The following is a 21,484-nucleotide window of genomic DNA, read 5'->3' as shown; positions in this document are numbered from 1 at the left end:
CTTCCTAAGACCGCTTGGCCTCCGACTTGTCGCCGCGTGCAGCGTGCCCGGAAATCCGGTTGAGGGGGTGTCGGTGCCGTGCGGGACGATGGTGACCATGAGCGCGCACGGGGGCATCCGGGAGTTCTGGTCGCACCTGCCGACCGAGGGTCGGTGGCTGCTCTCGACGGTCGCCGTCCAGACCCTCGGCCGCGGCCTGACCCTGCCGTTCACGGTGATCTACCTCCACGAGGTCCGCGGCATCGAGCTCGGCCTCTCCGGCCTGCTCATGGCACTGATCGCCGTCTTCGCGCTGGCCGTCACCGCCCCCGGCGGCTCCCTGACCGACCGGCTCGGCGCCCGCGTGATGCTGCTGCTCGCGACGACCGCCCAGCTGGTGGGCTGCGTCATCCTGGCCTTCGCGACCACCCCGCTGACGGTCGCGCTGGCGTTCCTCTTCATCGGGTTCAACTTCGGCATCTCGTGGCCGGCCTTCAACGCGCTGATCGCGGCGGTCGTCGACGGCCCGGCCCGGCAGCAGTACTTCGGCATCAACTTCGCGCTGGTCAACCTCGGCATCGGCCTCGGCGGCGTGGTCGGCGGCATCGTGGTCGACGTCGAGCGCCCGGCCACCTTCACCGCGATCTTCCTCGCCGACGCCGCGTCGATGCTCGTGCCGATCGCGCTGCTGCTCGGCCCGCTGCGGCACGTGCACGGCCGCGCCGAGGCACCCGAGCACGCGTCGGACGAGCCCGGCTCCTACGCCGCCATCCTGCGCCAGCCGTCCGTGCTGTGGCTGACCCTGCTGACCTTCGTGGCCACCTTCGTGGGCTACGGCCAGATCGAGGCCGGTATGCCGGCGTTCGCCCGGGGCGTCGCCGAGGTCTCCACCGAGGTGATCGGCTTCGCGTTCGCCGTGAACACGGCCGTCATCGTGGGCCTGCAGTTCTTCGTACTCGGACGCATCAGCGGCAAGCGCCGCACCCGTGTCTTCATGGTCATGTCGCTGCTGTGGGCCATCTCGTGGCTCGTGCTCGGCCTCGCCGGCCTGGTCCCCGGGTCCATGGCGGCGAGCGCGGCCGTGCTCGCCTTCATGGGGCTCTTCGCCCTCGGCGAGACCATGCTGCAGCCCACCGTCCCCGCCATCACCAACGACCTCGCACCAGACCACCTGCGGGGGCGCTACAACGCGATCAGCGCGGGCGCCTTCCAGGCGGGCACCATCCTGGGCCCCGTCGTGGCCGGCGTGCTCCTCCAGCACCAGCTCGCCGAGGCCTACATCGCCCTGCTGGTGGGCGGCTGCGTCGCCATGGTGTGGCTGGCCCGGCTGCTCGAGCAGCGCATCACGCCCGCGGCCAACGGGCTGCAGGCGGCGGTGGCCGCCGAGGCGCAGCCCGAGGTGGCGGCCGAGGGGCAGCCCCAGCTCGCCGCCGAGGCGCAGCCCGAGGTGGCGGCCGAGGCGCCGGCGGCGCCGCTTTCAGGCGTGAACCGTCACGCCCCACTGACCTGACCACCGCGCGCCCGGGTCGAGCACGACGACGCCCTGCCCCGAGTTGAACGCGTCGGCGGGACAGGTGAGCGGCTCCACCGCGATGCCGCGCACGCCGTCGACCCCCTCGTCCTCGCCCTTGTCGGTGAAGACCTGCACCCAGCCGAAGGCCCCGTCGCCCCAGACGGAGACGTCCGGCCGGTCGGTGAGGCCGGCCAACCGCACCCGCCAGCGGCCGTCGGCGTCGCGGCCGAGACCGGTGAACGCGGTGTCCAGCCGGGTGTCGCCCAGCGGCCGCGGGGTGCGGAAGTCGCGGTCGCCCTGCTCGACAGGCGCGGTGCCGGTGGGCAGCTTGCGCTCGTCGTCGACCAGCACCTGCTCGGCGGCCGGCACCGTGAGCACGACGTCGGACAGGCGGGTGTCACCGAGAGCGACGTACGGGTGGGCGCCGAAGCCGAAGGGCACCCTGGTGTCCCCCACGTTGGTCGCATCGGCCGTCACCGACAGGCCATCACCGGACAGCTCGTAGCGGGCGGTGAGGTCGAGGCAGCCCGGCCACCCGGGCTGGGGGTGCAGGCGGTAGCCGACCGTGAGGGAGGCGGCCGTGCGCTCGAGCAGCGACCACAGCGCCCAGCGCACCAGCCCGTGGCTCGCGTTGCCACGGGCGGGCTCGGTGAGGGCCAGCTGCTGCTCCCGGCCGTCGAAGCGGTAGCGGCCGTCCCGCAGCCGGTTCGGCCACGGCATCAGGAGCTGGCCGCGCCCGGAGGAGGCCATCTCGCCCAACCCGTACCCGGCCAGGACGTCCACCCCGCCGGCCGTGAAGGTCCGCAGCCCGCCGCCGACCTCGACGACCGTGGCCTGCAGGTCACCGTGGCCAATGGTCCACTGCTCGCCGCTGGGGGGCTCGTGCCGCGCTGCCTCGCTCATGGCGGCAACCTACTGGCACGGCACCGCACCGGCAGGCCGACGGCGGTCAGCGGTTCAGGGCCCGGACCTGCACCGCGACCCGGTCGTCCTTGCGGGCCAGCACCAGCACCTGGTCGCCCTTCTCCAGCGCTGCCGCGGAGCCGCCGGTGACCCGGGTGGCCGTGTTCACGGCATACGTCTTGGAGAACCCGTCGGCACTGCGCACCGAGACGGAGGTCGCGCTCGCCGCGGTCACGGCGCCGCGCTGCACCGTCATCACCAAGGCCTTCCCGTCGCTGCCGGTGACGGTGAGCTCGCCGTGCTGCACGTTCCCGAGGCGCCCGAGCAGGCCGCCGCCGATCCCCTGGCCGTCGCGCAGGTCGCTGCCGCCCCCCTGCCCCATCCGCGGCCCCATCCCGCGGCCCCGCTCGCCGAACCCCTCGTCACCGCGCTGCGCCACCCGCTCACGGCGCTCGTCGCCGAAGTCGGCCACCCGCGCGATGGCAAACAGGCCGACGGCCATGACACCGAGGAGCATGAGCCCCGTGAGGCCGAGCGCCACGCCGGTGGCGATCTTGCCGCCTGTGGTCGACGTCGCCTGGCGCCACAGCCCGGGGCGGCGGCCCCCTGGCTCGCCGGGTGGCTGGCCGGGGCCCTGCCACCCACCGGAGGGCGGCGGACCGGGCGGACCGGCGGGTGGGTGTGGTTGGGCCGGCGGCATCGGCGGGGTCTGGTCCGACATGGCGACTCCTCTCGTCGTCGCCAGCGTGACGCCTCAGCCTGTGAGATCGATGAGAGCCCGCTGGGAGTCGGCCACCAAACCACGTGGCGGGTGCCTGCTGCGGGGGCACGACTACCGTGGGTCGGGTGCCGACCCCGTCCGCCCCGCGTGTGCAGCCCCCGCACGGCGCCTCGGCCCCACCGGCGTCCGCAGCCCGGTCGCTGGCCGACGACATCCGCGCCCGCACGGACGAGGAGCTGCGCGGGCTGCTCCAGCGCCGCCCCGACCTCGCCCGGCCCGCCCCCGCCGACCTGACGTCGCTGGCCGCCCGGGCGAGCACCCGCGCCAGCGTGCAGCGCGCGCTCGACTCCCTGGACCGGGCCCACCTGCAGGTGCTGGAGGCGGCCAGCCTCCAGCAGGGACCCCTCGACGAGCACCTGCTGGGCGAGCATCTCCGGGCCGGCGCGGACCTCGGGCCTCTGCTGCACAGCCTGTGGGCCAGCGCCCTGTTGTGGCGTGGCGGCGACGGCCTGCACGTGACCCGGATGGTCGCCGAGGCGCTCGGCCCGCACGTGGCGGGGCTGGGCCCCTGGGCGGCCGAGGTGCGGGGGACCACCCCCGCGGTGCTGGCCGACCCGGCCCGCATCGACGCCCTGGTCGAGGCGGCACCCGAGCCGGCCCGCGCCATCCTCGAGCGGCTGGCCTGGGGTCCGCCGCTGGCGGTGCCACCGGCGCAGGGAGCGCCCGGGCGGGTGGCCGAGGGAGCGCGCTGGCTGCTCGCCGAGGGCCTGGTGCTGGCGACGTCGGCCGACCAGGTCGTGCTGCCGCGCGAGGTGGGGCTGCGGCTGCGGGGCGGCCGCGTGCACCGAGAGCTGCTGCTCGACCCGCCGCGGCTCGGCGGCCGCGAGCACGACCCGTCGGCCGTGGACGCCGCGGCCGGCCAGCAGGTCAGCGACCTGCTGGTGCTGGTGGACGAGCTCGCCGCCGAGTGGGGTCCGCGACCGCCGCGGGTGCTCCGGGCAGGGGGCCTGGCCGTGCGCGACCTGCGACGCCTCGCGCAGGTGCTCGACGTGCCGCAGGGCCGGGCCGCGTTCGTCGCCGAGCTGGCCCTGGCCGCGGGGCTGGTGGGCGACGACGGCTCCCTCGAGCCGGTCTGGGCGCCGACCCCCCAGTACGACGAGTGGCAGCAGCTGCCCGGCGCGGCGCGCTGGGCAGCCCTCGCCCAGGCCTGGCTGGCGTCGACCCGCGCACCCCACCTGGTCGGTGGCACGCACCCCGGCGCCACGGGCACCGTCAACGCCCTCGGGCCTGACGTGTCGTGGCCGCCGGCCCGAGGGCTGCGCCGCGACGTGCTGACCGAGCTCGAGCGGCTGCCCGAGGGGACGGCCCCCGAGCCGTCCGCGATCGTGGAAGCCCTCCGCTGGCGCCGTCCCCGGCGGCTGCCGCAGACCATCGACGCGGTCGTGGCCGCCACCGTGCAGGAGGCCGAGTGGCTCGGCGTGACCGGTCGCGGTGCGCTCTCGCGGGGCGGCCGCGCGCTGCTCGCCGAGACCGACCCCGCGCTGCTGGCCGAGGCGATGCACCCACACCTGCCCACGCCGGTCGAGCACGTGCTGCTCCAGGCCGACCTGACCGCCATCGCCCCCGGCCCCCTCGAAGGCGGCCTGGCCCAGTTCATGCGCCTCGTCGCCGATGTCGAGTCCCGCGGCGGCGCGACGGTCTACCGCTTCACCCCCGACTCGGTGCGACGGTGCCTCGACGCGGGATGGTCGGTCGACCAGGTGCTGTCAGCCCTCACCGACGCCAGCCACACACCGGTCCCCCAGCCGCTGGACTACCTCGTGCGCGACGTCGCCCGCAGGCACGGGCAGACCCGCGTCGGCTCGGTCGGCTCGTACGTGCGCTGCGACGACGAGGCCACGCTCGGAGCCATGCTCGCCGACCGGGCCCTCAGCGCCCTGCAGCTGCGCCGCATCGCGCCGACGGTGCTCGTCTCCCCCGTGGGCGCTCCGATCGTCCTCGACATGCTGCGCGACGCCGGCTACGCGCCGGCGGCGGAGTCGGCCGAGGGCGGCCTGCTGGTCCCCTCGGCGGGCCACCACCGCACACCGCCTCGGCGCAGCACGCCCGGTCCGACGATCCACACCGTCGACGACGACCTCGCCCGCACCCTCATCGGGGCGTTGCGCGCGGGCGAGGAGGCCGCGGCATACCAGCGCGCGGAGCGGGCCTCCCGACCCGGGCCCACGCTGCCGGCCACCGACCCCACCACGACGCTGGCCGTGCTGCGGGAGGCTGCGGCCGACCGCCAGGGCGTCTGGATCGGCTACTCCGACGCGGCCGGCGGCGTGCAGCGACTGCTGTTCTACCCCGACCGCGTCGAGGGCGGCCGCGTGCACGGCACGGCCGACGGCACCGCCCGCACCCTGTCGATCCACCGGGTGACGGGCGCGTCGGCGACCTAGCGGGTCCTACTCGGGTGTGCCCGCGAGCGCACGGACCACGCGCGAGGGAGAGGGACGGCCGAGCTGGCCGGCCATCCAGACGCTGGTCTCCACCAGGGCCTCGAGGTCGACGCCGGTCTCGACACCGGCGCCGTGCAGCGCCCACACGAGGTCCTCGGTGGCGAGGTTGCCGGTGGCGCTCTTGGCGTAGGGGCAGCCGCCGAGACCCCCGGTGGAGGCGTCGACCACGGTGACGCCGTGCCGCAGGGCGGCCAGGGTGTTGGCCAGCGCCTGGCCGTAGGTGTCGTGGAAGTGCACCCCGACCCGGTCGGCGCGGATGCCCCCCGCCTGCAGCGCGTCGAGCAGCCGGTCGACGTGACCCGTGGTGCCGACGCCGATGGTGTCGCCGAGCGAGAGCTGGTCGCACCCGAGGTCCATGAGCCGCCGTGAGACGTCGACGACCTGCTCCACCGGCACCGGCCCCTCCCAGGGGTCGCCGAAGCACATGGAGACGTAGGCCCGCACCCAGAGCCCGGCCTCGCGGGCCCGCGCCACGACGGGGGCGAACATGTCGACCGACTCGGCAACCGTGCGGTTGAGGTTCTTGCGGGCGAAGGTCTCGGTGGCGCTGCCGAAGATCGCGACGGCGCCGACGCCCGCCTCGAGGGCCCGGTCGAGCCCGCGCTCGTTCGGCACCAGCACCGGCCGGCGCGGCCCGAGCCCGTCGGCGCCGAGCAGGCCGAGCACCTCCGAGGCGTCTGCCAGCTGGGGCACCCAGGCCGGGGGCACGAAGGAGGTCGTCTCGATCGTCTCGAGCCCGGCGGCGGCCAGGCGGCGGATGAAGTCGGCCTTCACCGCGGCGGGCACGACCGTCTTCTCGTTCTGCAGCCCGTCGCGCGGGCCCACCTCGTAGATCGTGACGCGGGGCGGCAGGTCCTCGGCCGGCTCACGCTGCGGGGCTCTCATGCTCACGGTGCCGATCCTGCCACCACCGGGCGCGGGTCCCCGGCCACGGGGCGGAGTTATACATTGGCAGCAGGACTGGAGCAGGGCCGGTCCACGCCCCGCCGGGGCGGCGACGACCGCGACCAGGGGAAGGACCACACCATGAGCGACACGCCCAAGGACCCGGGTGCAGGCTCGGGCGAGACCCCCGAGTACCGCGACCCGACCGCTCCGGTCTGGAACCCCGGGGAGGAGCGGCCCGAGGACACCGAGGGCACCGGGGAGGTCACGTGGAGCACCGGTGACGAGACCCGGCCCGTGCCCGCCGAGAGCACCCAGCAGCTGCCTGCCACGGAACCGGCCCCCGCGCAGCCCACCGAGCCGCCGGCCGCGGAGTCCCCAGGTCTCCAGCCCCCGACCGGGCAGGGCGTCCCCACCCCGTACGGCCAGGCGCCCTACCCGTCGCAGGGCCCGTACGGGCAGGCGCCTAACCCCTACGGCCAGGCGCAGAACCCCTATGCCGCAGGAGCACCCGGCGGCTATCCCACCTCCCGCCCGGGTCCGCCGCCGGTGCCCGGTGCGCCCGGCACGGCCGGCGCCGGCTTCCCGCCGGGGCCTCCGCATGCCTACGGGCAGCCCGGCTACAGCCCGCCCGCTCCCTACGGCCAGGGCCCCGGCTACGCACCCTCCCCCTACTCGCGTCCCGGGCACCAGCAGACCAACACCTCCGCCATCGCCCTGACGGTGGTGTCCGGCCTGTCGACCCTCGTCGGCTGCATCTTCGCCATCCCGGCGCTCATCCTCGGCATCATGGCGCTGGTCAAGCAGGGCGCGTCCCCCAGCGACGCTGCCCGGCTCACCCGCTGGGGCTGGATCGCCTACGGCGTCGCGCTGGCCTTCGTGGTGATCGGCGGCATCATCGCCATCACCGTCTTCGCCACCACCAGCACCAGCACGGGGTACTGACCCGCGTGCCCGACGGACCCCTGATCGTCCAGAGCGACAAGACGCTCCTCCTCGAGGTCGACCACCCCCGCGCCGAGGAGGCGCGGCGCGCGATCGCCCCCTTTGCCGAGCTCGAGCGCGCTCCGGAGCACATGCACACCTACCGGGTGACCCCGCTCGGGCTGTGGAACGCGCGCGCCGCCGGCCACGACGCCGAGCAGGTGGTCAACGCCCTCATCACCCACAGCCGATATGCCGTCCCCCACGCGCTGCTCGTCGACGTCGCCGACACGATGGACCGGTACGGCCGGCTCACGCTCGAGAAGGACGACGAGCACGGCCTGGTGCTGCGCACCACCGACCGGCCCGTGCTCGAGGAGGTGCTGCGGCACAAGAAGATCAAGCCGCTGGTGGGCGCGCGCATCGACGACGACCGGGTGGTGGTGCACCCCTCGGAGCGCGGCCACCTCAAGCAGGAGCTGCTCAAGGTCGGGTGGCCGGCCGAGGACGAGGCCGGCTACGTCGACGGCGAGGCGCACCCCATCGACCTCGCCCAGGACGGCTGGTCGCTGCGGCCCTACCAGCAGCAGGCCGTCGACGGCTTCTGGCACGGCGGCTCCGGCGTCGTCGTGCTGCCCTGTGGCGCCGGCAAGACGCTGGTCGGCGCCGGCGCCATGGCCCAGGCCAAGGCGACCACCCTCATCCTCGTCACCAACACCGTCTCGGCCCGGCAGTGGCGCGACGAGCTGGTCCGGCGCACGTCGCTGACCGAGGACGAGATCGGCGAGTACTCCGGCGCCCGCAAGGAGATCCGGCCGGTCACCATCGCGACCTACCAGGTGCTCACGACGAAGCGGAAGGGCGCCTACACCCACCTCGACCTGCTCGACGCCCGCGACTGGGGCCTGGTCGTCTACGACGAGGTGCACCTGCTCCCCGCGCCGATCTTCCGAATGACGGCCGACCTGCAGGCCCGGCGCCGCCTCGGGCTGACCGCCACGCTGGTGCGCGAGGACGGCCGCGAGGCCGACGTCTTCTCGCTCATCGGGCCCAAGCGGTTCGACGCCCCGTGGAAGGACATCGAGGCGCAGGGCTACATCGCCCCGGCCGACTGCGTCGAGGTGCGGGTCACCCTGCCCGACGGCGAGCGGCTGGCCTACGCGACCGCCGAGCCCGAGGACCGCTACCGGCTGGCGTCGTGCACCCCGGCCAAGAACCCGGTGATCGAGCGGATCGTCAAGAGCCACCGGGGCGAGCCGACCTTGGTGATCGGCCAGTACCTCGACCAGCTCGACGAGCTCGCCAGCCGGCTCGGGGCGGAGGTCATCACCGGGCAGACCAGCGTGGCCGAGCGGCAGAAACTGTTCCAGGCGTTCCGCACCGGCGAGATCGACCTGCTGGTCGTCTCCAAGGTCGCGAACTTCTCCATCGACCTGCCCGAGGCGTCGGTCGCGATCCAGGTGTCGGGCACCTTCGGGTCACGGCAGGAGGAGGCCCAGCGCCTCGGCCGGGTGCTGCGGCCCAAGGGCGACGGCCGCACGGCGCACTTCTACACCGTGGTCTCGCGCGACACCGTCGACGCCGAGTTCGCGGCGCACCGGCAGCGCTTCCTCGCCGAGCAGGGCTACGCCTACCGGATCGTCGACGCCGACGACCTCACCTAGCGCGCCCGGGGGCCGCCGCGCGGCATACGCCGCCTGCGACGTGCCCGAGATGGACCCCCGGCGGCGGGCTCAGGCCAGGGAGAGGAAGAGCTTCTCCAGCTTCTCCTTGTCGAGCGCAGCCTCGTCGCCGGCGACGAGGCACTGCTGGAGGTTGGTGGCGATGATCGCGAAGCCGGCCTTGTCCAGCGCCCGCGAGACGGCCGCGAGCTGGGTGACCACGTCGGTGCACTCGCGGCCCTCCTCGATCATCCGGATCACCCCGCCGAGCTGCCCCTGGGCGCGGCGGAGCCGGTTCAGGGCGGCGGTGAGGGTGTCGGGATCGACGTTCATGGGCTCTCCTTCGTGGTGCAGGCGACAACGATTAAACCCCGGCAGGGCGCTCGCGCATTCCACCCGGGCTGCCGCGGCACCGTTTCGCACCGCCCGGGCCGCGCCAGCCCTCCCAGCGTGCTGTCAGGAAACTCCCAGTCTTCGGCGAGACACTGGGCCGGTGAACACCACCCCTGAGGCGCGCCTGCTCGTCGTCGAGGACGAGCCGAACATCCGCGAGCTGCTGGCGACCTCGCTGCGCTTCGCCGGGTTCGACGTCCAGGTCGCGGGGGACGGCGGCACGGCGATCCGCCTGGCCGCGGAGCGAGCCCCCGACCTCGTCGTGCTCGACGTCATGCTGCCCGACATGGACGGTTTCACCGTCACGCGCAGGTTGCGCGAGGCCGGCCGGCAGCTGCCGATCGTCTTCGTCACCGCACGCGACTCCCTCGACGACAAGATCACCGGGCTCACCGTCGGGGGCGACGACTACGTCACCAAGCCGTTCAGCCTCGAGGAGGTCGTCGCCCGCATCCGGGCGGTGCTCCGCCGCACCCGCGGCGAGGCCGAGGAGAGCGCCGCGCTGCGGTTCGAGGACGTCGAGCTCGACGAGGACAGCCACGAGGTCCGCCGCGGCGGCCGGGTGATCGACGTCTCGCCCACCGAGTTCAAGCTGCTGCGCTACCTCATGCTCAACCCCAACCGGGTGCTGTCCAAGGCCCAGATCCTCGACCACGTCTGGGACTACGACTTCCGCGGCGAGTCCGGCATCGTCGAGTCCTACATCTCCTACCTGCGCCGCAAGATCGACGTCGAGGGCGTTCCCCCACTGATCCACACCAAGCGGGGGGTGGGCTACGTGCTGCGCCGGATGCCGGAGGCCTGATGTCGCCGGACGCGGTGGCGGCCCCAGCCCTCCCGATTGCCGAGCAGCGGCCGGCGACGCTGCCCACGCGGGTCACCCGACGCCTGGAGGCACTGCCCCTGCGCGTGCGGCTGGTCGCGATCCTGATGGTGCTCCTCGTGCTGGCGCTGCTGCTGACCGCCTCGGCGACGGCGGTGCTCATGCGCCGCGACCTCATCGGCCGCGTCGACCAGGACCTGCGGCGTGCCAAGATCCCGGTGGCGCAGCAGGCCGTGGAGTCCCTGGTGCGCGAGGGCAGCCGGGGCCTGCCCAACACCTACGCCGTGGTGTTCCTGCCCACGGGAGGGGGCGAGGCGATCGGCCTCTACCCCACCAACGAGCCGCTGCACCCCGCCATTCCGCCGCTCCCGCTGGACGACCGCCGGGTCCGCACGGGTGAGCCGTTCACGGTGGGGTCCACGGACGGCGCGATGTCGTGGCGGGTCGTCGCGGGGCGGGTGCGTGGCGACGCCGCCACCTTCGCGGTGGCCACTCCGCTGCGCTCGGTCGACCGCACCGTGCGCCGGCTGGTGCTCGTCGAGCTGATGATCGGCCTCGCCGTGACCGTCGCCTGCGGCATCCTCGGCTGGTATGCCGTGCGGCGGGCCTTCCGCCCGCTCGCCCAGATCGAGGACACTGCCGCCGCCATCGCCGCCGGCGACCTCGGTCGTCGCATCCCGACTCGCGCCGCCAAGGACGAGGTCACCTCCCTGTCCCGCTCGCTGAACTCGATGCTGTCGCAGATCGAGCAGTCCTTCGCGGTGCGGGAGGCCTCCGAGGAGCGGATGCGCCAGTTCGTCGCCGACGCCTCCCACGAGCTGCGCACCCCGCTCGCGACGGTGCAGGGCTACGCCGAGCTCTACCGCCAGGGCGCCGTGAGCAGGCCGGAGGACGTCGCGAGCGCGATGGGCCGCATCGAGGGCGAGGCCGGCCGGATGAGCGGCCTGGTCGAGGACCTGCTCATGCTCGCGCGGCTCGACGACCACCGCCCGATGGAGTTCACCGACGTCGACCTCACGGTGCTGGCTGGCGACGCCGCCCAGGACGCCCGGGCGCTCGACCCCTCGCGCCGGGTGACGCTGACGGGGCTCGGTGGGCAGCTGCAGCCGACGGTGGTGCCGGGGGACGAGGCGAAGCTGCGCCAGGTGCTGAGCAACCTGCTGGGCAACGCGCTCACCCACACCCCCGCCGGCACCCCGGTCGAGATGGCCGTCGGGGTGCGGCCGGGCACCGATCGTGCTGTCCTTGAGGTGAGGGACCACGGCCCGGGCGTCGACCCGGCCTCGGCACGCAGGGTGTTCGAGCGCTTCTACCGTGCCGACCCCTCGCGGACCCGCGGATCAGGGGGCGGCAATGGCCTGGGGCTGGCGATCGTGGCAGCCATCGTGGGCGCGCACGACGGCAAGGTGGGCGTCGCGCAGACGCCCGGCGGCGGTGCCACCTTCGTCGTGGAGCTGCCCACAGGAAACTCCCAGCAAGCGCCCAGAGCCCTCTGACGTTCCCCGGCTTCACTGGTAGCAGTCGATCAAGGAGTGCAGACCAGATGAGCCAGACCCACCACGACCAGCAGGCCGGCGCCCCCACGGAGCAGCCCGCTGACGCGGACCGCACCGCCGAGATCCGCCGTGACGCCCACGACACCCAGCCCGTCTGGTACGGCCCGCCGGGCGGCGCCGCCGCCCCCCGCCAGGCCCCCGCGCAGGACGCCGGCCGGCAGGGCTGGGCCGCCCCGTCCGGGTCCCCCACCGGATACCCGACCACCCACCCCGGGAGCCCCTCCCCCTACGGCGCCGAGCCGGCACACGCTGCCTTCGGCGCCCCACAGTCCCCGGCTGGACCGCCCCCGCCCGCCTCACCGCGGGAAGGGGCAGAGCACGCCCAGCCGGCCAAGCCCCGCCGTTGGGCGGAACTGACCGCCGTCGCAGCGCTGGCCGCCGTGCTGGCGAGCGGCGGCACCTATGCCGCGACCCAGCTGGACGGAGGCGCGCAGACGTCCTCCACTGCGAGCTCCTCGTCCAGCCTGGGTCGCGGCACGGACCAGGCCCCCGTGCAGCAGGCCGACGCCGCCAACCCGAACTGGACCGCCACCGCTGCGGCGGTGTCCCCGAGCGTCGTGGCCATCGCGGTGCAGGCCCAGGGTGGCAGCGGCCAGGGCTCGGGTGTCGTCATCGACCGCGAGGGCCACGTCCTCACCAACAACCACGTGGTGACCGGCGGGGGCCAGGGCGCGCGGATCACCGTCACCCTGAGCGACGGGCGCACCTACCGGGCCACCAGCGCGGGCACGGACCCGAGCACCGACCTCGCCGTGCTCACCCTGCAGGACCCGCCGGACAACCTCGAGCCCGTCGCGCTCGGCGACTCCGACGCCCTCAAGGTGGGCGACCCGGTCATGGCGGTCGGCAACCCGCTGGGCCTGGCCGGCACCGTCACGACCGGCATCGTGAGCGCGCTGGACCGGCCCGTGACGACCAGCGGGGAGGACAGCATGAGCGGCCAGTCCGAGCCGGTCGTGACCAACGCCATCCAGACCTCCGCGGCCATCAACCCGGGCAACAGCGGCGGCGCGCTGGTCAACGCCGGCGGCCAGCTGGTCGGCATCAACAGCTCCATCGCCACGCTGGGGGCCTCGCAGGGCTCGCAGGGCGGCAGCATCGGCATCGGCTTCGCGATCCCCGTCAACGAGGCGAAGACCATCGCCACCCAGCTGATCGAGAAGGGCTCGGCGCAGCACGCCCTGCTCGGCGTGACCTCGCGCGACGGCTCGGCCTCCGACGGCAGCGCCGAGCGCGCCGGGGCGACCATCGCCGAGGTGCAGCCGGGCACGCCGGCGGCCGAGGCGGGCCTGCGCAGCGGCGACACCGTCGTCGCCGTGAACGGCGAGCGGGTCGACTCCTCGCTCTCGCTCGTGGCCCAGATCCGCGAGCGGACCGTGGGCGACAAGGTCACCCTCAAGGTCCTCCGGGACGGCAAGGAGCTCGAGCTCACCGCGACCCTGACGGCCAAGAGCGACAGCAGCACCTAGCCATCCGACACGCGGTGCGGCCCCGCACCCCTCACCCCCCGGGGCCGCACCGCGCTCGCCTGCACGGGGGCACGCCGCGCGCAGCGGCTCGCGCGACGAGCCCGTGTCGTGGCAGGGTTGATCCTCGTGTCTGTCGCGCCGGAGCTGAGGAGAGAGCAGGAACACCTGGCCACCGCGAGGGAGGCGCTGCGGCGGATGCGCGAGCAGACCCTCTCGCTCCAGGTGCAGGCCCACGACCCGATCTCGGCGGAGCACCTCGCCCGCACCCTGCACCTGCGGGCGGCGTCCCTCGCCGACGACCCGGGCACCACCCTCTTCTTCGGCCGCATCGACACCGACGAGGACGAGCGCTGGTACATCGGCCGGCGCCACGTCTCGGACGCCGCGGGGGACCCGCTGGTCATCGACTGGCGTGCCGAGATGTCGACCGCGTTCTACCGGGCCTCGCGAGCCGAGCCGATGCACGTCACCCTGCGGCGGCGGTTCGGCCTCGACCGGGGCGCCATCACGGCGTACGAGGACGAGCACCTCCAGGACCGCGCCGAGCACGAGGTGCGCAGCCAGATCCTCGCCGAGGAGATCGAACGGCCCCGCGTCGGCCCGATGCGCGACATCGTCGCGACGATCCAGCCCGAGCAGGACGAGATCGTGCGGGCAGGGGCCGAACAGACCATCTGCATCCAGGGGGCGCCCGGCACCGGCAAGACGGCCGTGGGCCTGCACCGCGCCGCCTGGCTGCTCTACGCCTTCCGCGACCGGCTGGTGCGCTCGGGCGTCCTGGTCATCGGTCCGAACCGTGCCTTCCTCGAGCACATCGGTGCCGTGCTGCCGGCCCTCGGCGAGGTCGCGGTCGGCCACACGACCATCGAGGAGCTCGTCGCCAGCGTGCCGGTACGCGGCGCCGACAGCACGGAAACCGCTGTGCTGAAAGGTGACCCGCGCCTGGCAGAGGTGCTGCGGCGCGCCGTGTGGTCGAGGGTCGGCACCGCCACCGAGGCCCTCGTGGTGCCGCGCGGGTCGCGCAAGTGGCGCGTGCCGGCATACGAGGTCAGCGAGATCCTGGCCGAGCTGGCCTCGCGCGGCGTGCGCTACGACGCCGCCCGGCAGATGCTGCCGCAGCGGCTCGCCCACGCGGTGCTGCTGCAGATGGAGCGCGCCGGCGACAGCCCCGACGACCGCGTGCAGGACAGTGTCGCGCGATCGAGCGTCGTCAAGCGCTACGCGCAGTCGCTCTGGCCGGCGCTCGACCCTCGCGCGGTGCTCTTCGAGCTCTTCACCGACGCGGACTCGCTGGCGTCGCACGCGGACGGCCTCCTGAGTCCGCAGGAGCAGTCGCTCCTGTTGTGGGACAAGGCTCCTCGCGGCAAGGGGGCAGCGCGGTGGTCGATGGCGGACGCCGTGCTCCTCGACGAGCTCGGTGACCACCTCGAGCGGACGCCGAGCCTGGGACACGTGGTGCTCGACGAGGCCCAGGACCTCTCGCCCATGCAGCTGCGCGCCGTCGGACGCCGGTGCACGACCGGGGCCGCGACCGTGCTCGGCGACATCGCGCAGGGCACCACGCCGTGGGCGACGGCCTCGTGGAACGAGTCGTTGGAGCACCTGGGCAAGCCGGGCAGCCATGTCGAGATCCTCGACCGCGGCTTCCGAGTGCCGTCCAGCGTCATCGAGTATGCCGCGCGCCTGCTCCCCCACATGGCCGCCGGGCTCGGGGCACCGGTCTCGGTGCGCGAGAACCCCGGACGGCTCGCGGTCGAGGGCACCGCGCCGGGCGCCGTTCTCTCCCGCGTCGTGGAGGTGGTGGCGACCGAGACTGCGGCGCCGGGCTCGGTCGGGGTCATCGCCCCCGACACGATGGTCGACGCGGTGTCGAAGGCCCTGCGGGACAAGGGAGTCGAGCACGGCGTGCTCGGCAGTGACCACGGCGACGTCGAGCACCAGGTGGACGTGGTGCCGGCGAGCGTGGCCAAGGGCCTGGAGTTCGACCGGGTGCTCGTCGTCGAGCCGGCGGCGATCGCGGCGGCCGAGCCCGACGAGCGGACGGGGCTGCGCCGGCTCTACGTCGTGCTGACCCGAGCGGTCTCGGCCCTCACCGTCGTGCACAGCGAACCCCTGCCGGTCGCTCTCGGCCCACAGGCACCGTCGGTCTGAGAGACTCCGGGCGTGCCCGCACTCCTCACGTGGTGGAAGCTCGACCTCGCCCGGCTGGCGCCTGACGCGCACTCCGACGCCGTCGAGGCGATCGGGCTCGACCTGCTGCGCCGGCTCCAGGAGCCGCACCGCAGCTACCACACGGCGCGCCACGTCGTGGAGATGTACACCGCCCTGGAGGAGCTCGAGCGGGAGGGCGTGCTGACCGAGCGCGAGGCCGCGCTGGCAGGGGTGGCGGCCTGCTTCCACGACGCCGTCCACGACCCCGTCGCCCCTGCCGGGGCCAACGAGGCCGACAGCGCCGAGCTCGCCGTGCGCTCCCTGCGGACGCTCGGCGTCGCGGCCGAGGACGTCGAGACCGTGCGGCGGCTGGTGCTCGCGACAGAGGAACACCAGGCCCCGCAGCAGGAGGGGCTCGACGCGGCCTTCCACGACGCCGACCTGTGGATCCTGGGCGCGCCCGAGGACCGCTTCGACGAGTACTGCGCGCAGGTGCGCGAGGAGTATGCCGCGGTGCCGGACGACGCGTATGCCGCCGGCCGGTCAGGCGTGCTGGAGCCGCTCCTGCGGCGTGACACCCTGTACGCGACGCGACACGGCCGCAGGGTGTGGGACCGGCGCGCCCGCCTCAACGTCGCCCGCGAGCTGGCGCGCCTGAACGGCTGAGGCTCACCGACCGAACAGCGCCGCGGCCATCGGCCACCAGAACGCCGTCCCGCACAGCTCCTCGAACTCGGGGAAGGTCACCCAGCGCGCGGCCACCACGTCGTCGGCGGCCCCCTCCAGGGGTGGGGCCACCGCGTCGAGCCGGGCGCGAAAGACCTGCAGGCAGCCGCCGCCGGAGGGCAAGCGGCCCGGTGTGATCGGCGCGAACCGCTCGTAGCCGCACGGCTCCAGGGCGGCCCCGTCGAGGGTCAGGCCCGTCTCCTCGAGCACCTCGCGGACCACGGTCTGGCGGGCCGACTCCCCCGGCTCCCGGCCGCCGCCGGGCGAGGCCCACTCGGCCCGGCGCGGGCTGTACACCACCGCGAAGCGGCCTGCCCCGTCCTGCAGGAAGGCCAGCGCTGCGAACACCTGGTCGTCAGGAACCGGTGTGGCCGACAGCACCAACTCGACCGCGGCGCGGCTGCCGTCCGCGAAGAGCACCTCGGGCACGGCGGCGACGACCTGCTCGCTCATGTCCTTCACCCGTGCCGTCCCGGGTGGCTGAAGTACTCGGGCAGCAACGGCCACCAGTGCCGCTGTGCCAGGTGGTCGGCGGCCTCGTTCAGGCTCAGCCAGTGTCCCCGGCCGAAGGGCACCCCGGAGTCGAGCTCCCGGTGGAAGACGGCGAAGCAGGCGCGCGGGGCGGGCCAGGGGTAGTCGGGCAGCGGCGCCGGCACGGTGTTGCGCACGTAGCCGACCAGCGTCACCTCCCCTGCCTCGCCCACGGCGTCGGCCTGGACCTCGCTGACGGCCGCTCCGACGGCAGCCGAGGTGCCGGCCGCCGGCGCCGCGGCCACCCGACGGCTCGGCAGGTCGAGCCCGCCGTCGGGCCGCGGGACGACCAGGACCGACCCCTGGGCGTGCGCGAGGAGCCGCACCACCACGGTGTCAGCCGGCGGCAGCTGCTGGCGCGAGGCGATCACGTCGGCCCGGCTCCCCGGCGGCAGCCAGGGAGGCTCGCCGTGGCTCAGGAGCACCCGCTCGTGCCGCCGCTTGGGGATCCGCAGCCCGCTGGCGTGCAGGATGCGGACCAGCTCCCGGCCCTCCACCGGACGGGCACCCGCGGCGACGAGCGCGGCATACCGCTCCTCGGGCACGTCGTAGTGGTCGCCCTCGAACCCCCTTCGCGGCAGGCCGGCCGCCGCGGCGAACCGGTGCAGCTCCTCGAACGAGGTGTCGCTGACGAGGTGCGACCACAGGCGCCCGTGGGCGGGCCAGGCGGGCGGGTCGATCCAGATGGTCACGCTGCGACGGTAGCCGCTCGCCCGGTCCCTGTGGAGAACTCCGCGGCGCTCCGGCCCCGTCCGCCTACCGTCGGGAGCAGCCGGCCTGACCCGTGGGCCGCATCAGCAGGAGGGCACTCATGGCGACGCAGTTCCAGGTCGACACCGACCGCATCCAGGCCGCCTCGGCCGACATCAGCCGCATCTCGGCGGAGATCGACGGACAGGTCTCGGCGATGATGGCCCGGCTCGTGGGGCTCCAGGACGCCTGGACCGGCACGGCGTCAGCGCGGTTCCAGGGCGTGGTGGCCGAGTGGCAGGGCACCCAGCGGCAGGTCCGGGCCTCGCTCGACAGCATCGGGTCGGTGCTCTCGGCCGCCGGGGCGCAGTACGCCGAGACCGAGGCCGCAGCGGTGCGCATGTTCACCTAGCCGGCGGCACCCAGACACCCGTGCCCGGCACCGCGATCGCACGCGGTGCCGGGCACTGGAGGTCGGCTCGACCAGTCGGCTACTCGGTCGTGATGGCCTGCAGCACGTCGAGCCGCGCGGCCCGGCGCCCCGGCCAGAGTGCCGCCAGCACGCCGACCAGCCCGGCCGTCACCACGAACACGGCCAGCTGGGTGCCCGGCACGGCCAGGACGTCGATGCCGTCGTCGGCCAGGGCCCGCTGGAGCGCCCAGCCCGCGCCGAGCCCGAGCACCACGCCCAGCACCGCCCCCAGCAGGGCGATCGCCACGGACTCGAGCCGGAGCATCGTCCGCAGCTGCCGCCGGCTCAGGCCGACAGCCCGCAGCAGGCCGATCTCGCGGGTCCGCTCGATCACCGACAGCGCCAGGGTGTTGACGATGCCGAGCACCGCGATCACGACCGCCAGTCCGAGCAGCGCGTAGATCATGTAGAGCAGCTGGTCGACCGGCCGGCGCTGCTCGGCGGCGAAGGCGTCCTGGTCCTTGAGGGTCACCGTGGGCAGGTCGGCGATGACTTGGTCGATGCCGGCCTGCACCGCAGCCGGGTCGGCACCCGGCTCGCGCACCACGAACACCATGCTGTCCTGCGCCGGCAACCCGGCTGCGGTGGCGGCGTCGAGGGAGACCAGCACCGGGAGCGAGAGGGCGTCCATCGACCGGTAGATGCCCGCCACCCGGTAGGTCCCCTCCTGGCCGGCGATGGTGGCCCGGACCGACGAGCCGACCACGAGGTCCTCGGCGGCGGCCTTGTCCTCCTCGAGCAGGACGGTGTTTCGGGTGAGCCCCGAGAGCGAGCCCTCGACGAAGTCCAGCGGCACGGCCGTCCCGAAGGTGGCGGGGTCGACCGCGGCCGAGTACGTGCCGCCGTCACCGATGTCGATGCTGGCGAACCGCATCGGGCTCACCGTCTCCACTCCCGGAACGGCCGCGACGTCACGGGTGACGGCCGTCGAGAACGGCTGGGAGATCGCGTTGGACACGACGTAGTCGGCGACGAAGTTCTCGTCGATCGCCTTGTCGATGCTCGCCTTGGCCGAGGCGCCGAAGACCGACATCATCGACACCAGCGTCAGGCCGATCATGAGCGCGGAGGCGGTAGCGGCCGTCCGGCGAGGGTTGCGCACGGCGTTCTGCTCCGCCATCAGTCCCACGGCCCCGAAGGCCCGCCGGTAGACCAGCCCGGTGGCCGCGATGACCGGACGACCGATCACCGGGCTCGTGAGCGAGAACCCGAGCACGAGGGCGAACACCCCGGCACCGACCCAGACGGCCCGCTGGCCGACCCAGTCCATCGCACCGGCGGTGCAGGCCGCCAGGCCGCCGGCGATGAGCACCGTGCCGACGATGACGCGCCAGTGCAGCGCGGCCTCGGGCATGGCCACGTCGTCGCGCATGGCGGCCACCGGCGCCATCCGTCCCGCCCGGCGGGCCGGCAGGTAGGCGGCGACCGTCGTCACGGCCAGCCCCACGGCATACGCGGCCAGGGCGGTGGAGGACTCGAAGACCAGGGGCGAGCCGCTCAGGTCGAGGCCGAACTGGCCGAACAGCGCCCGGATGCCCACGGCCAGCACGAAGCCGAGCCCGAGTCCCGCGGTCGCACCGACCAGGCCGACCACGAACGCCTCGAAGAGCACGGACCGCGTGACCTGCCTGCGGGTGGCGCCGAGGGCACGGAGCATCGCGAGCTCGCGGCTGCGCTGGGCGACGAGGATGGAGAAGGTGTTGACGATGAGGAACGACCCGACGAACAGGGCGATCCCGGCGAAGACCAGCAGGAAGGTGCTGATGAACGACAGCGCCTCGTTGATGCCGTCTGCGCTCTCCTTGGCCGCGGCGTCACCGGTGACGGCCTCGTACCCGCTGGGCAGCTTCTTCTGGAGCGCAGCGGCCAGCTCCTCCTGGCTGGTGCCCTCCTCGGCCGTCACCCAGACGTCGGTGAACTCGTCGCGGCCGCCGAAGTAGAGAGCCTGCGCAGTCCTGGTGTCGAAGAAGGCGAGGCTGGCGCCGACGGTTCCGCCCGAGCTGAACTCGGCGATGCCGACCAGGGTGGCCTCGACCTTCGGCTGGGCACCGCTGGTGACCAGCGTGACGGTGTCGCCGACCCGGTAGCCCGCCCGCTCGGCGGTGCCCTTGTCGAGCGCCACCTCGCCGGTCCGCAGGGGCCAGCGGCCGGTGGTGATCGACGCGGGCTGCTCGCCCGACGCGGTCGGGGCGTCGTTGTGGCTCAGGCCCAGACCCGGGGCGCCCTGGCCGCCGATGAGCTTGCCCTCCTTGGAGACCACGAAGGTGGTGGGGTCACCGACGTTGCCGTCGGCGCGCGCGGCGCCCGGCGTGGCGGCGAGCTCGCGGACCAGCGAGCCCGGCACGGTCTTGGAGCTCGGGGGCTGCTCGATGTCACCGCTCACGGCCTCGGGCCGCACGACCACGTCGCCGACGGTGTCGACGATGCCGTCGAAGGCCTTGCCCAGGGTGTCGGTGAAGATCAGCGAGCCCGAGACGAACGAGACGCCGAGGACGATCGCGAACGCGCTCATGAACAGTCGCAGCTTGCGACCGAGGAGGCTCTTCCAGCTGGCGTGCAGCACCTCAGGCCCCCGTCTCGCCGTGGCTGTGCCCGGTGGCCGTTGCCACGCGTGCCTCGTGCGCGGCCCGTGCGTCGTGCGCGGCCCGTGCCGCCGCGCTGCCGGGGACGTGGCCCTTCTCGAAGCCCTTCATCCGCTCCAGCACCCGCTCGGCCGTGGGGTCGCGCATCTCGTCGACCACCCGTCCGTCGGCGAGGAAGACCACCCGGTCGGTGTGGCTGGCCGCGCCCGGGTCGTGGGTCACCATGACGATGGTCTGCCCGAACTCGTCGACGCTGCGCCGCAGGAAGCCGAGCACCTCGGCGCCGGACTGCGAGTCGAGGTTGCCGGTGGGCTCGTCGGCGAAGATGATCTCCGGCCGGCTCATGAGGGCGCGGGCGCAGGCGACCCGCTGCTGCTGCCCGCCGGACAGCTCGCTGGGCCGGTGCGACAGGCGGTCGCCGAGCCCGACGGTGTCGATGACGGTGGCGAACCACTCGGGGTCGGGCCTGCGCCCGGCGATGGCCAGCGGCAGGACGATGTTCTCCTGCGCCGTCAGGGTCGGCACGAGGTTGAAGGACTGGAAGACGAAGCCGATCCGGTCACGGCGCAGCGTGGTGAGCGCCTTGTCCTTCAGGGTGCCCAGCGAGATGTCGCCGATGAACACCTCGCCGTCCGAGGGCGCGTCGAGGCCCGCCGCGCAGTGCATCAGGGTCGACTTGCCGGAGCCCGAGGGCCCCATGATCGCGGTGAACTCCCCGCGCGCGATGTCGAGGCTGACGCGGTCGAGGGCCACGACCTCGGTCTCGCCCCGACCGTAGACCTTGGTGAGGCCCACGGTGCGGGCTGCCGGCGCAGTGGTGGTGTGCCGCGTCACGGCGGCAGGGTTCATGGTCGTCATGTGGGAGCTCCCGGCTCAGTGGTCGATGGTCAACAAGGGCAACGGTATGGAGGCCGTCGCTCGCCTGCCTTCAGGTTTGACCCTGAGCGCACCCTGAGTGCACCCCTAGGCGGTGTACGGCCCGTCCACCGGTCGACGGACGG

Annotated in this window: 18 protein-coding genes; 10 read left to right on the top strand and 8 right to left on the bottom strand. The window is 74.0% G+C overall.

What is annotated here, in order from left to right:
- The first annotated feature begins 97 nt into the window (after positions 1-97).
- Positions 98-1,489, top strand: coding sequence for an MFS transporter (locus P0Y31_RS05375; protein WP_275867040.1), 1,392 nt, complete (start codon positions 98-100; stop codon positions 1,487-1,489).
- Here P0Y31_RS05375 and P0Y31_RS05370 read toward each other — a convergent pair.
- Both P0Y31_RS05370 and P0Y31_RS05365 read right to left on the bottom strand, forming a co-directional pair.
- Complete coding sequence (locus tag P0Y31_RS05370) at positions 1,457-2,395, bottom strand: aldose 1-epimerase family protein (protein WP_275867038.1); 939 nt, start codon at positions 2,393-2,395, stop codon at positions 1,457-1,459. The genes P0Y31_RS05375 and P0Y31_RS05370 overlap by 33 nt on opposite strands.
- A gap of 46 nt (positions 2,396-2,441) precedes the next feature.
- A complete protein-coding gene (locus P0Y31_RS05365) occupies positions 2,442-3,116 on the bottom strand; it encodes a hypothetical protein (RefSeq protein WP_275867036.1) in 675 nt (224 codons plus the stop codon).
- A 125-nt stretch (positions 3,117-3,241) separates the two neighbouring features.
- On the opposite strand from P0Y31_RS05365, the gene P0Y31_RS05360 reads away from it, so the two are divergent.
- Positions 3,242-5,560 carry a helicase-associated domain-containing protein gene (locus P0Y31_RS05360; RefSeq protein ID WP_275867035.1) on the top strand — a complete coding sequence of 773 codons (2,319 nt, stop codon included), beginning with the start codon at positions 3,242-3,244 and terminating at the stop codon, positions 5,558-5,560.
- 6 nt (positions 5,561-5,566) lie between these two features.
- Here P0Y31_RS05360 and P0Y31_RS05355 read toward each other — a convergent pair whose 3' ends face one another.
- Positions 5,567-6,505, bottom strand: a complete 939-nt coding sequence (locus P0Y31_RS05355) for a hydroxymethylglutaryl-CoA lyase (protein ID WP_275807403.1) — start codon at positions 6,503-6,505, stop codon at positions 5,567-5,569.
- Positions 6,506-6,646: 141 nt separating this feature from the next.
- Between P0Y31_RS05355 and P0Y31_RS05350 the strand changes: the two genes are divergently transcribed.
- Both P0Y31_RS05350 and P0Y31_RS05345 read left to right on the top strand, forming a co-directional pair.
- Positions 6,647-7,450 (top strand): hypothetical protein, encoded by an 804-nt coding sequence (locus P0Y31_RS05350; RefSeq protein WP_275867033.1) that lies wholly within the window; start codon positions 6,647-6,649, stop codon positions 7,448-7,450.
- Positions 7,451-7,455: 5 nt separating this feature from the next.
- The gene (locus P0Y31_RS05345) at positions 7,456-9,093 is read left to right on the top strand and encodes a DNA repair helicase XPB (RefSeq protein WP_275867031.1); all 1,638 of its coding nucleotides are present in this window, start codon (positions 7,456-7,458) and stop codon (positions 9,091-9,093) included.
- A gap of 69 nt (positions 9,094-9,162) precedes the next feature.
- On the opposite strand, the gene P0Y31_RS05340 is transcribed toward P0Y31_RS05345, so the two are convergent.
- Positions 9,163-9,423, bottom strand: a complete 261-nt coding sequence (locus P0Y31_RS05340) for a metal-sensitive transcriptional regulator (protein WP_275806977.1) — start codon at positions 9,421-9,423, stop codon at positions 9,163-9,165.
- A gap of 160 nt (positions 9,424-9,583) precedes the next feature.
- On the opposite strand from P0Y31_RS05340, the gene P0Y31_RS05335 reads away from it, so the two are divergent.
- From P0Y31_RS05335 to P0Y31_RS05315, 5 genes are all read left to right on the top strand, one after another.
- Positions 9,584-10,288 (top strand): response regulator transcription factor, encoded by a 705-nt coding sequence (locus P0Y31_RS05335; protein WP_275867029.1) that lies wholly within the window; start codon positions 9,584-9,586, stop codon positions 10,286-10,288.
- Positions 10,288-11,802, top strand: a complete 1,515-nt coding sequence (locus tag P0Y31_RS05330) for a HAMP domain-containing sensor histidine kinase (protein WP_275867027.1) — start codon at positions 10,288-10,290, stop codon at positions 11,800-11,802. Before P0Y31_RS05335 ends, P0Y31_RS05330 begins: the two co-directional genes overlap by 1 nt.
- A gap of 47 nt (positions 11,803-11,849) precedes the next feature.
- Positions 11,850-13,331, top strand: coding sequence for a trypsin-like peptidase domain-containing protein (locus P0Y31_RS05325; protein ID WP_275867026.1), 1,482 nt, complete (start codon positions 11,850-11,852; stop codon positions 13,329-13,331).
- A 126-nt stretch (positions 13,332-13,457) separates the two neighbouring features.
- On the top strand, positions 13,458-15,482 hold the full coding sequence (locus P0Y31_RS05320) for an AAA family ATPase (RefSeq protein WP_275867024.1): 2,025 nt from the start codon (positions 13,458-13,460) through the stop codon (positions 15,480-15,482).
- A 12-nt stretch (positions 15,483-15,494) separates the two neighbouring features.
- On the top strand, positions 15,495-16,148 hold the full coding sequence (locus tag P0Y31_RS05315; protein WP_275867022.1) for a hypothetical protein: 654 nt from the start codon (positions 15,495-15,497) through the stop codon (positions 16,146-16,148).
- A gap of 3 nt (positions 16,149-16,151) precedes the next feature.
- Here P0Y31_RS05315 and P0Y31_RS05310 read toward each other — a convergent pair whose 3' ends face one another.
- Both P0Y31_RS05310 and P0Y31_RS05305 read right to left on the bottom strand, forming a co-directional pair.
- Positions 16,152-16,661 (bottom strand): NUDIX hydrolase, encoded by a 510-nt coding sequence (locus tag P0Y31_RS05310; RefSeq protein ID WP_275867020.1) that lies wholly within the window; start codon positions 16,659-16,661, stop codon positions 16,152-16,154.
- Between the two features lie 5 nt (positions 16,662-16,666).
- On the bottom strand, positions 16,667-17,431 hold the full coding sequence (locus P0Y31_RS05305) for a DUF4031 domain-containing protein (RefSeq protein WP_275867018.1): 765 nt from the start codon (positions 17,429-17,431) through the stop codon (positions 16,667-16,669).
- Positions 17,432-17,550: 119 nt separating this feature from the next.
- Between P0Y31_RS05305 and P0Y31_RS05300 the strand changes: the two genes are divergently transcribed.
- A complete protein-coding gene (locus P0Y31_RS05300) occupies positions 17,551-17,841 on the top strand; it encodes a WXG100 family type VII secretion target (protein ID WP_275806953.1) in 291 nt (96 codons plus the stop codon).
- Positions 17,842-17,920: 79 nt separating this feature from the next.
- Here the strand turns inward: P0Y31_RS05300 and P0Y31_RS05295 are convergent, their stop codons facing one another.
- Both P0Y31_RS05295 and P0Y31_RS05290 read right to left on the bottom strand, forming a co-directional pair.
- On the bottom strand, positions 17,921-20,464 hold the full coding sequence (locus P0Y31_RS05295; RefSeq protein WP_275867017.1) for an ABC transporter permease: 2,544 nt from the start codon (positions 20,462-20,464) through the stop codon (positions 17,921-17,923).
- A 1-nt stretch (position 20,465) separates the two neighbouring features.
- Positions 20,466-21,332: an ABC transporter ATP-binding protein gene (locus P0Y31_RS05290; protein WP_275867121.1), complete on the bottom strand. Its 867-nt coding sequence runs from the start codon at positions 21,330-21,332 to the stop codon at positions 20,466-20,468.
- Between the last annotated feature and the right edge of the window lie 152 nt (positions 21,333-21,484).

It is taken from the genome of Knoellia sp. 3-2P3 (genome assembly GCF_029223115.1).
Classification (GTDB): Bacteria; Actinomycetota; Actinomycetes; order Actinomycetales; family Dermatophilaceae; genus Pedococcus_A.
This window is presented reverse-complemented; position numbering and strand designations above follow the sequence as displayed.

Bases quoted from the DNA above. Each gene is read 5' to 3' on its own strand.
- P0Y31_RS05375 (WP_275867040.1), top strand. From the start codon at position 98: ATGAGCGCGCACGGGGGCATCCGGGAGTTCTGGTCGCACCTGCCGACC.
- P0Y31_RS05370 (WP_275867038.1), bottom strand. From the start codon at position 2,395: ATGAGCGAGGCAGCGCGGCACGAGCCCCCCAGCGGCGAGCAGTGGACC.
- P0Y31_RS05365 (WP_275867036.1), bottom strand. From the start codon at position 3,116: ATGTCGGACCAGACCCCGCCGATGCCGCCGGCCCAACCACACCCACCC.
- P0Y31_RS05355 (WP_275807403.1), bottom strand. From the start codon at position 6,505: ATGAGAGCCCCGCAGCGTGAGCCGGCCGAGGACCTGCCGCCCCGCGTC.
- P0Y31_RS05350 (WP_275867033.1), top strand. From the start codon at position 6,647: ATGAGCGACACGCCCAAGGACCCGGGTGCAGGCTCGGGCGAGACCCCC.
- P0Y31_RS05340 (WP_275806977.1), bottom strand. From the start codon at position 9,423: ATGAACGTCGATCCCGACACCCTCACCGCCGCCCTGAACCGGCTCCGC.
- P0Y31_RS05330 (WP_275867027.1), top strand. From the start codon at position 10,288: ATGTCGCCGGACGCGGTGGCGGCCCCAGCCCTCCCGATTGCCGAGCAG.
- P0Y31_RS05325 (WP_275867026.1), top strand. From the start codon at position 11,850: ATGAGCCAGACCCACCACGACCAGCAGGCCGGCGCCCCCACGGAGCAG.
- P0Y31_RS05310 (WP_275867020.1), bottom strand. From the start codon at position 16,661: ATGAGCGAGCAGGTCGTCGCCGCCGTGCCCGAGGTGCTCTTCGCGGAC.
- P0Y31_RS05300 (WP_275806953.1), top strand. From the start codon at position 17,551: ATGGCGACGCAGTTCCAGGTCGACACCGACCGCATCCAGGCCGCCTCG.
- P0Y31_RS05290 (WP_275867121.1), bottom strand. From the start codon at position 21,332: ATGAACCCTGCCGCCGTGACGCGGCACACCACCACTGCGCCGGCAGCC.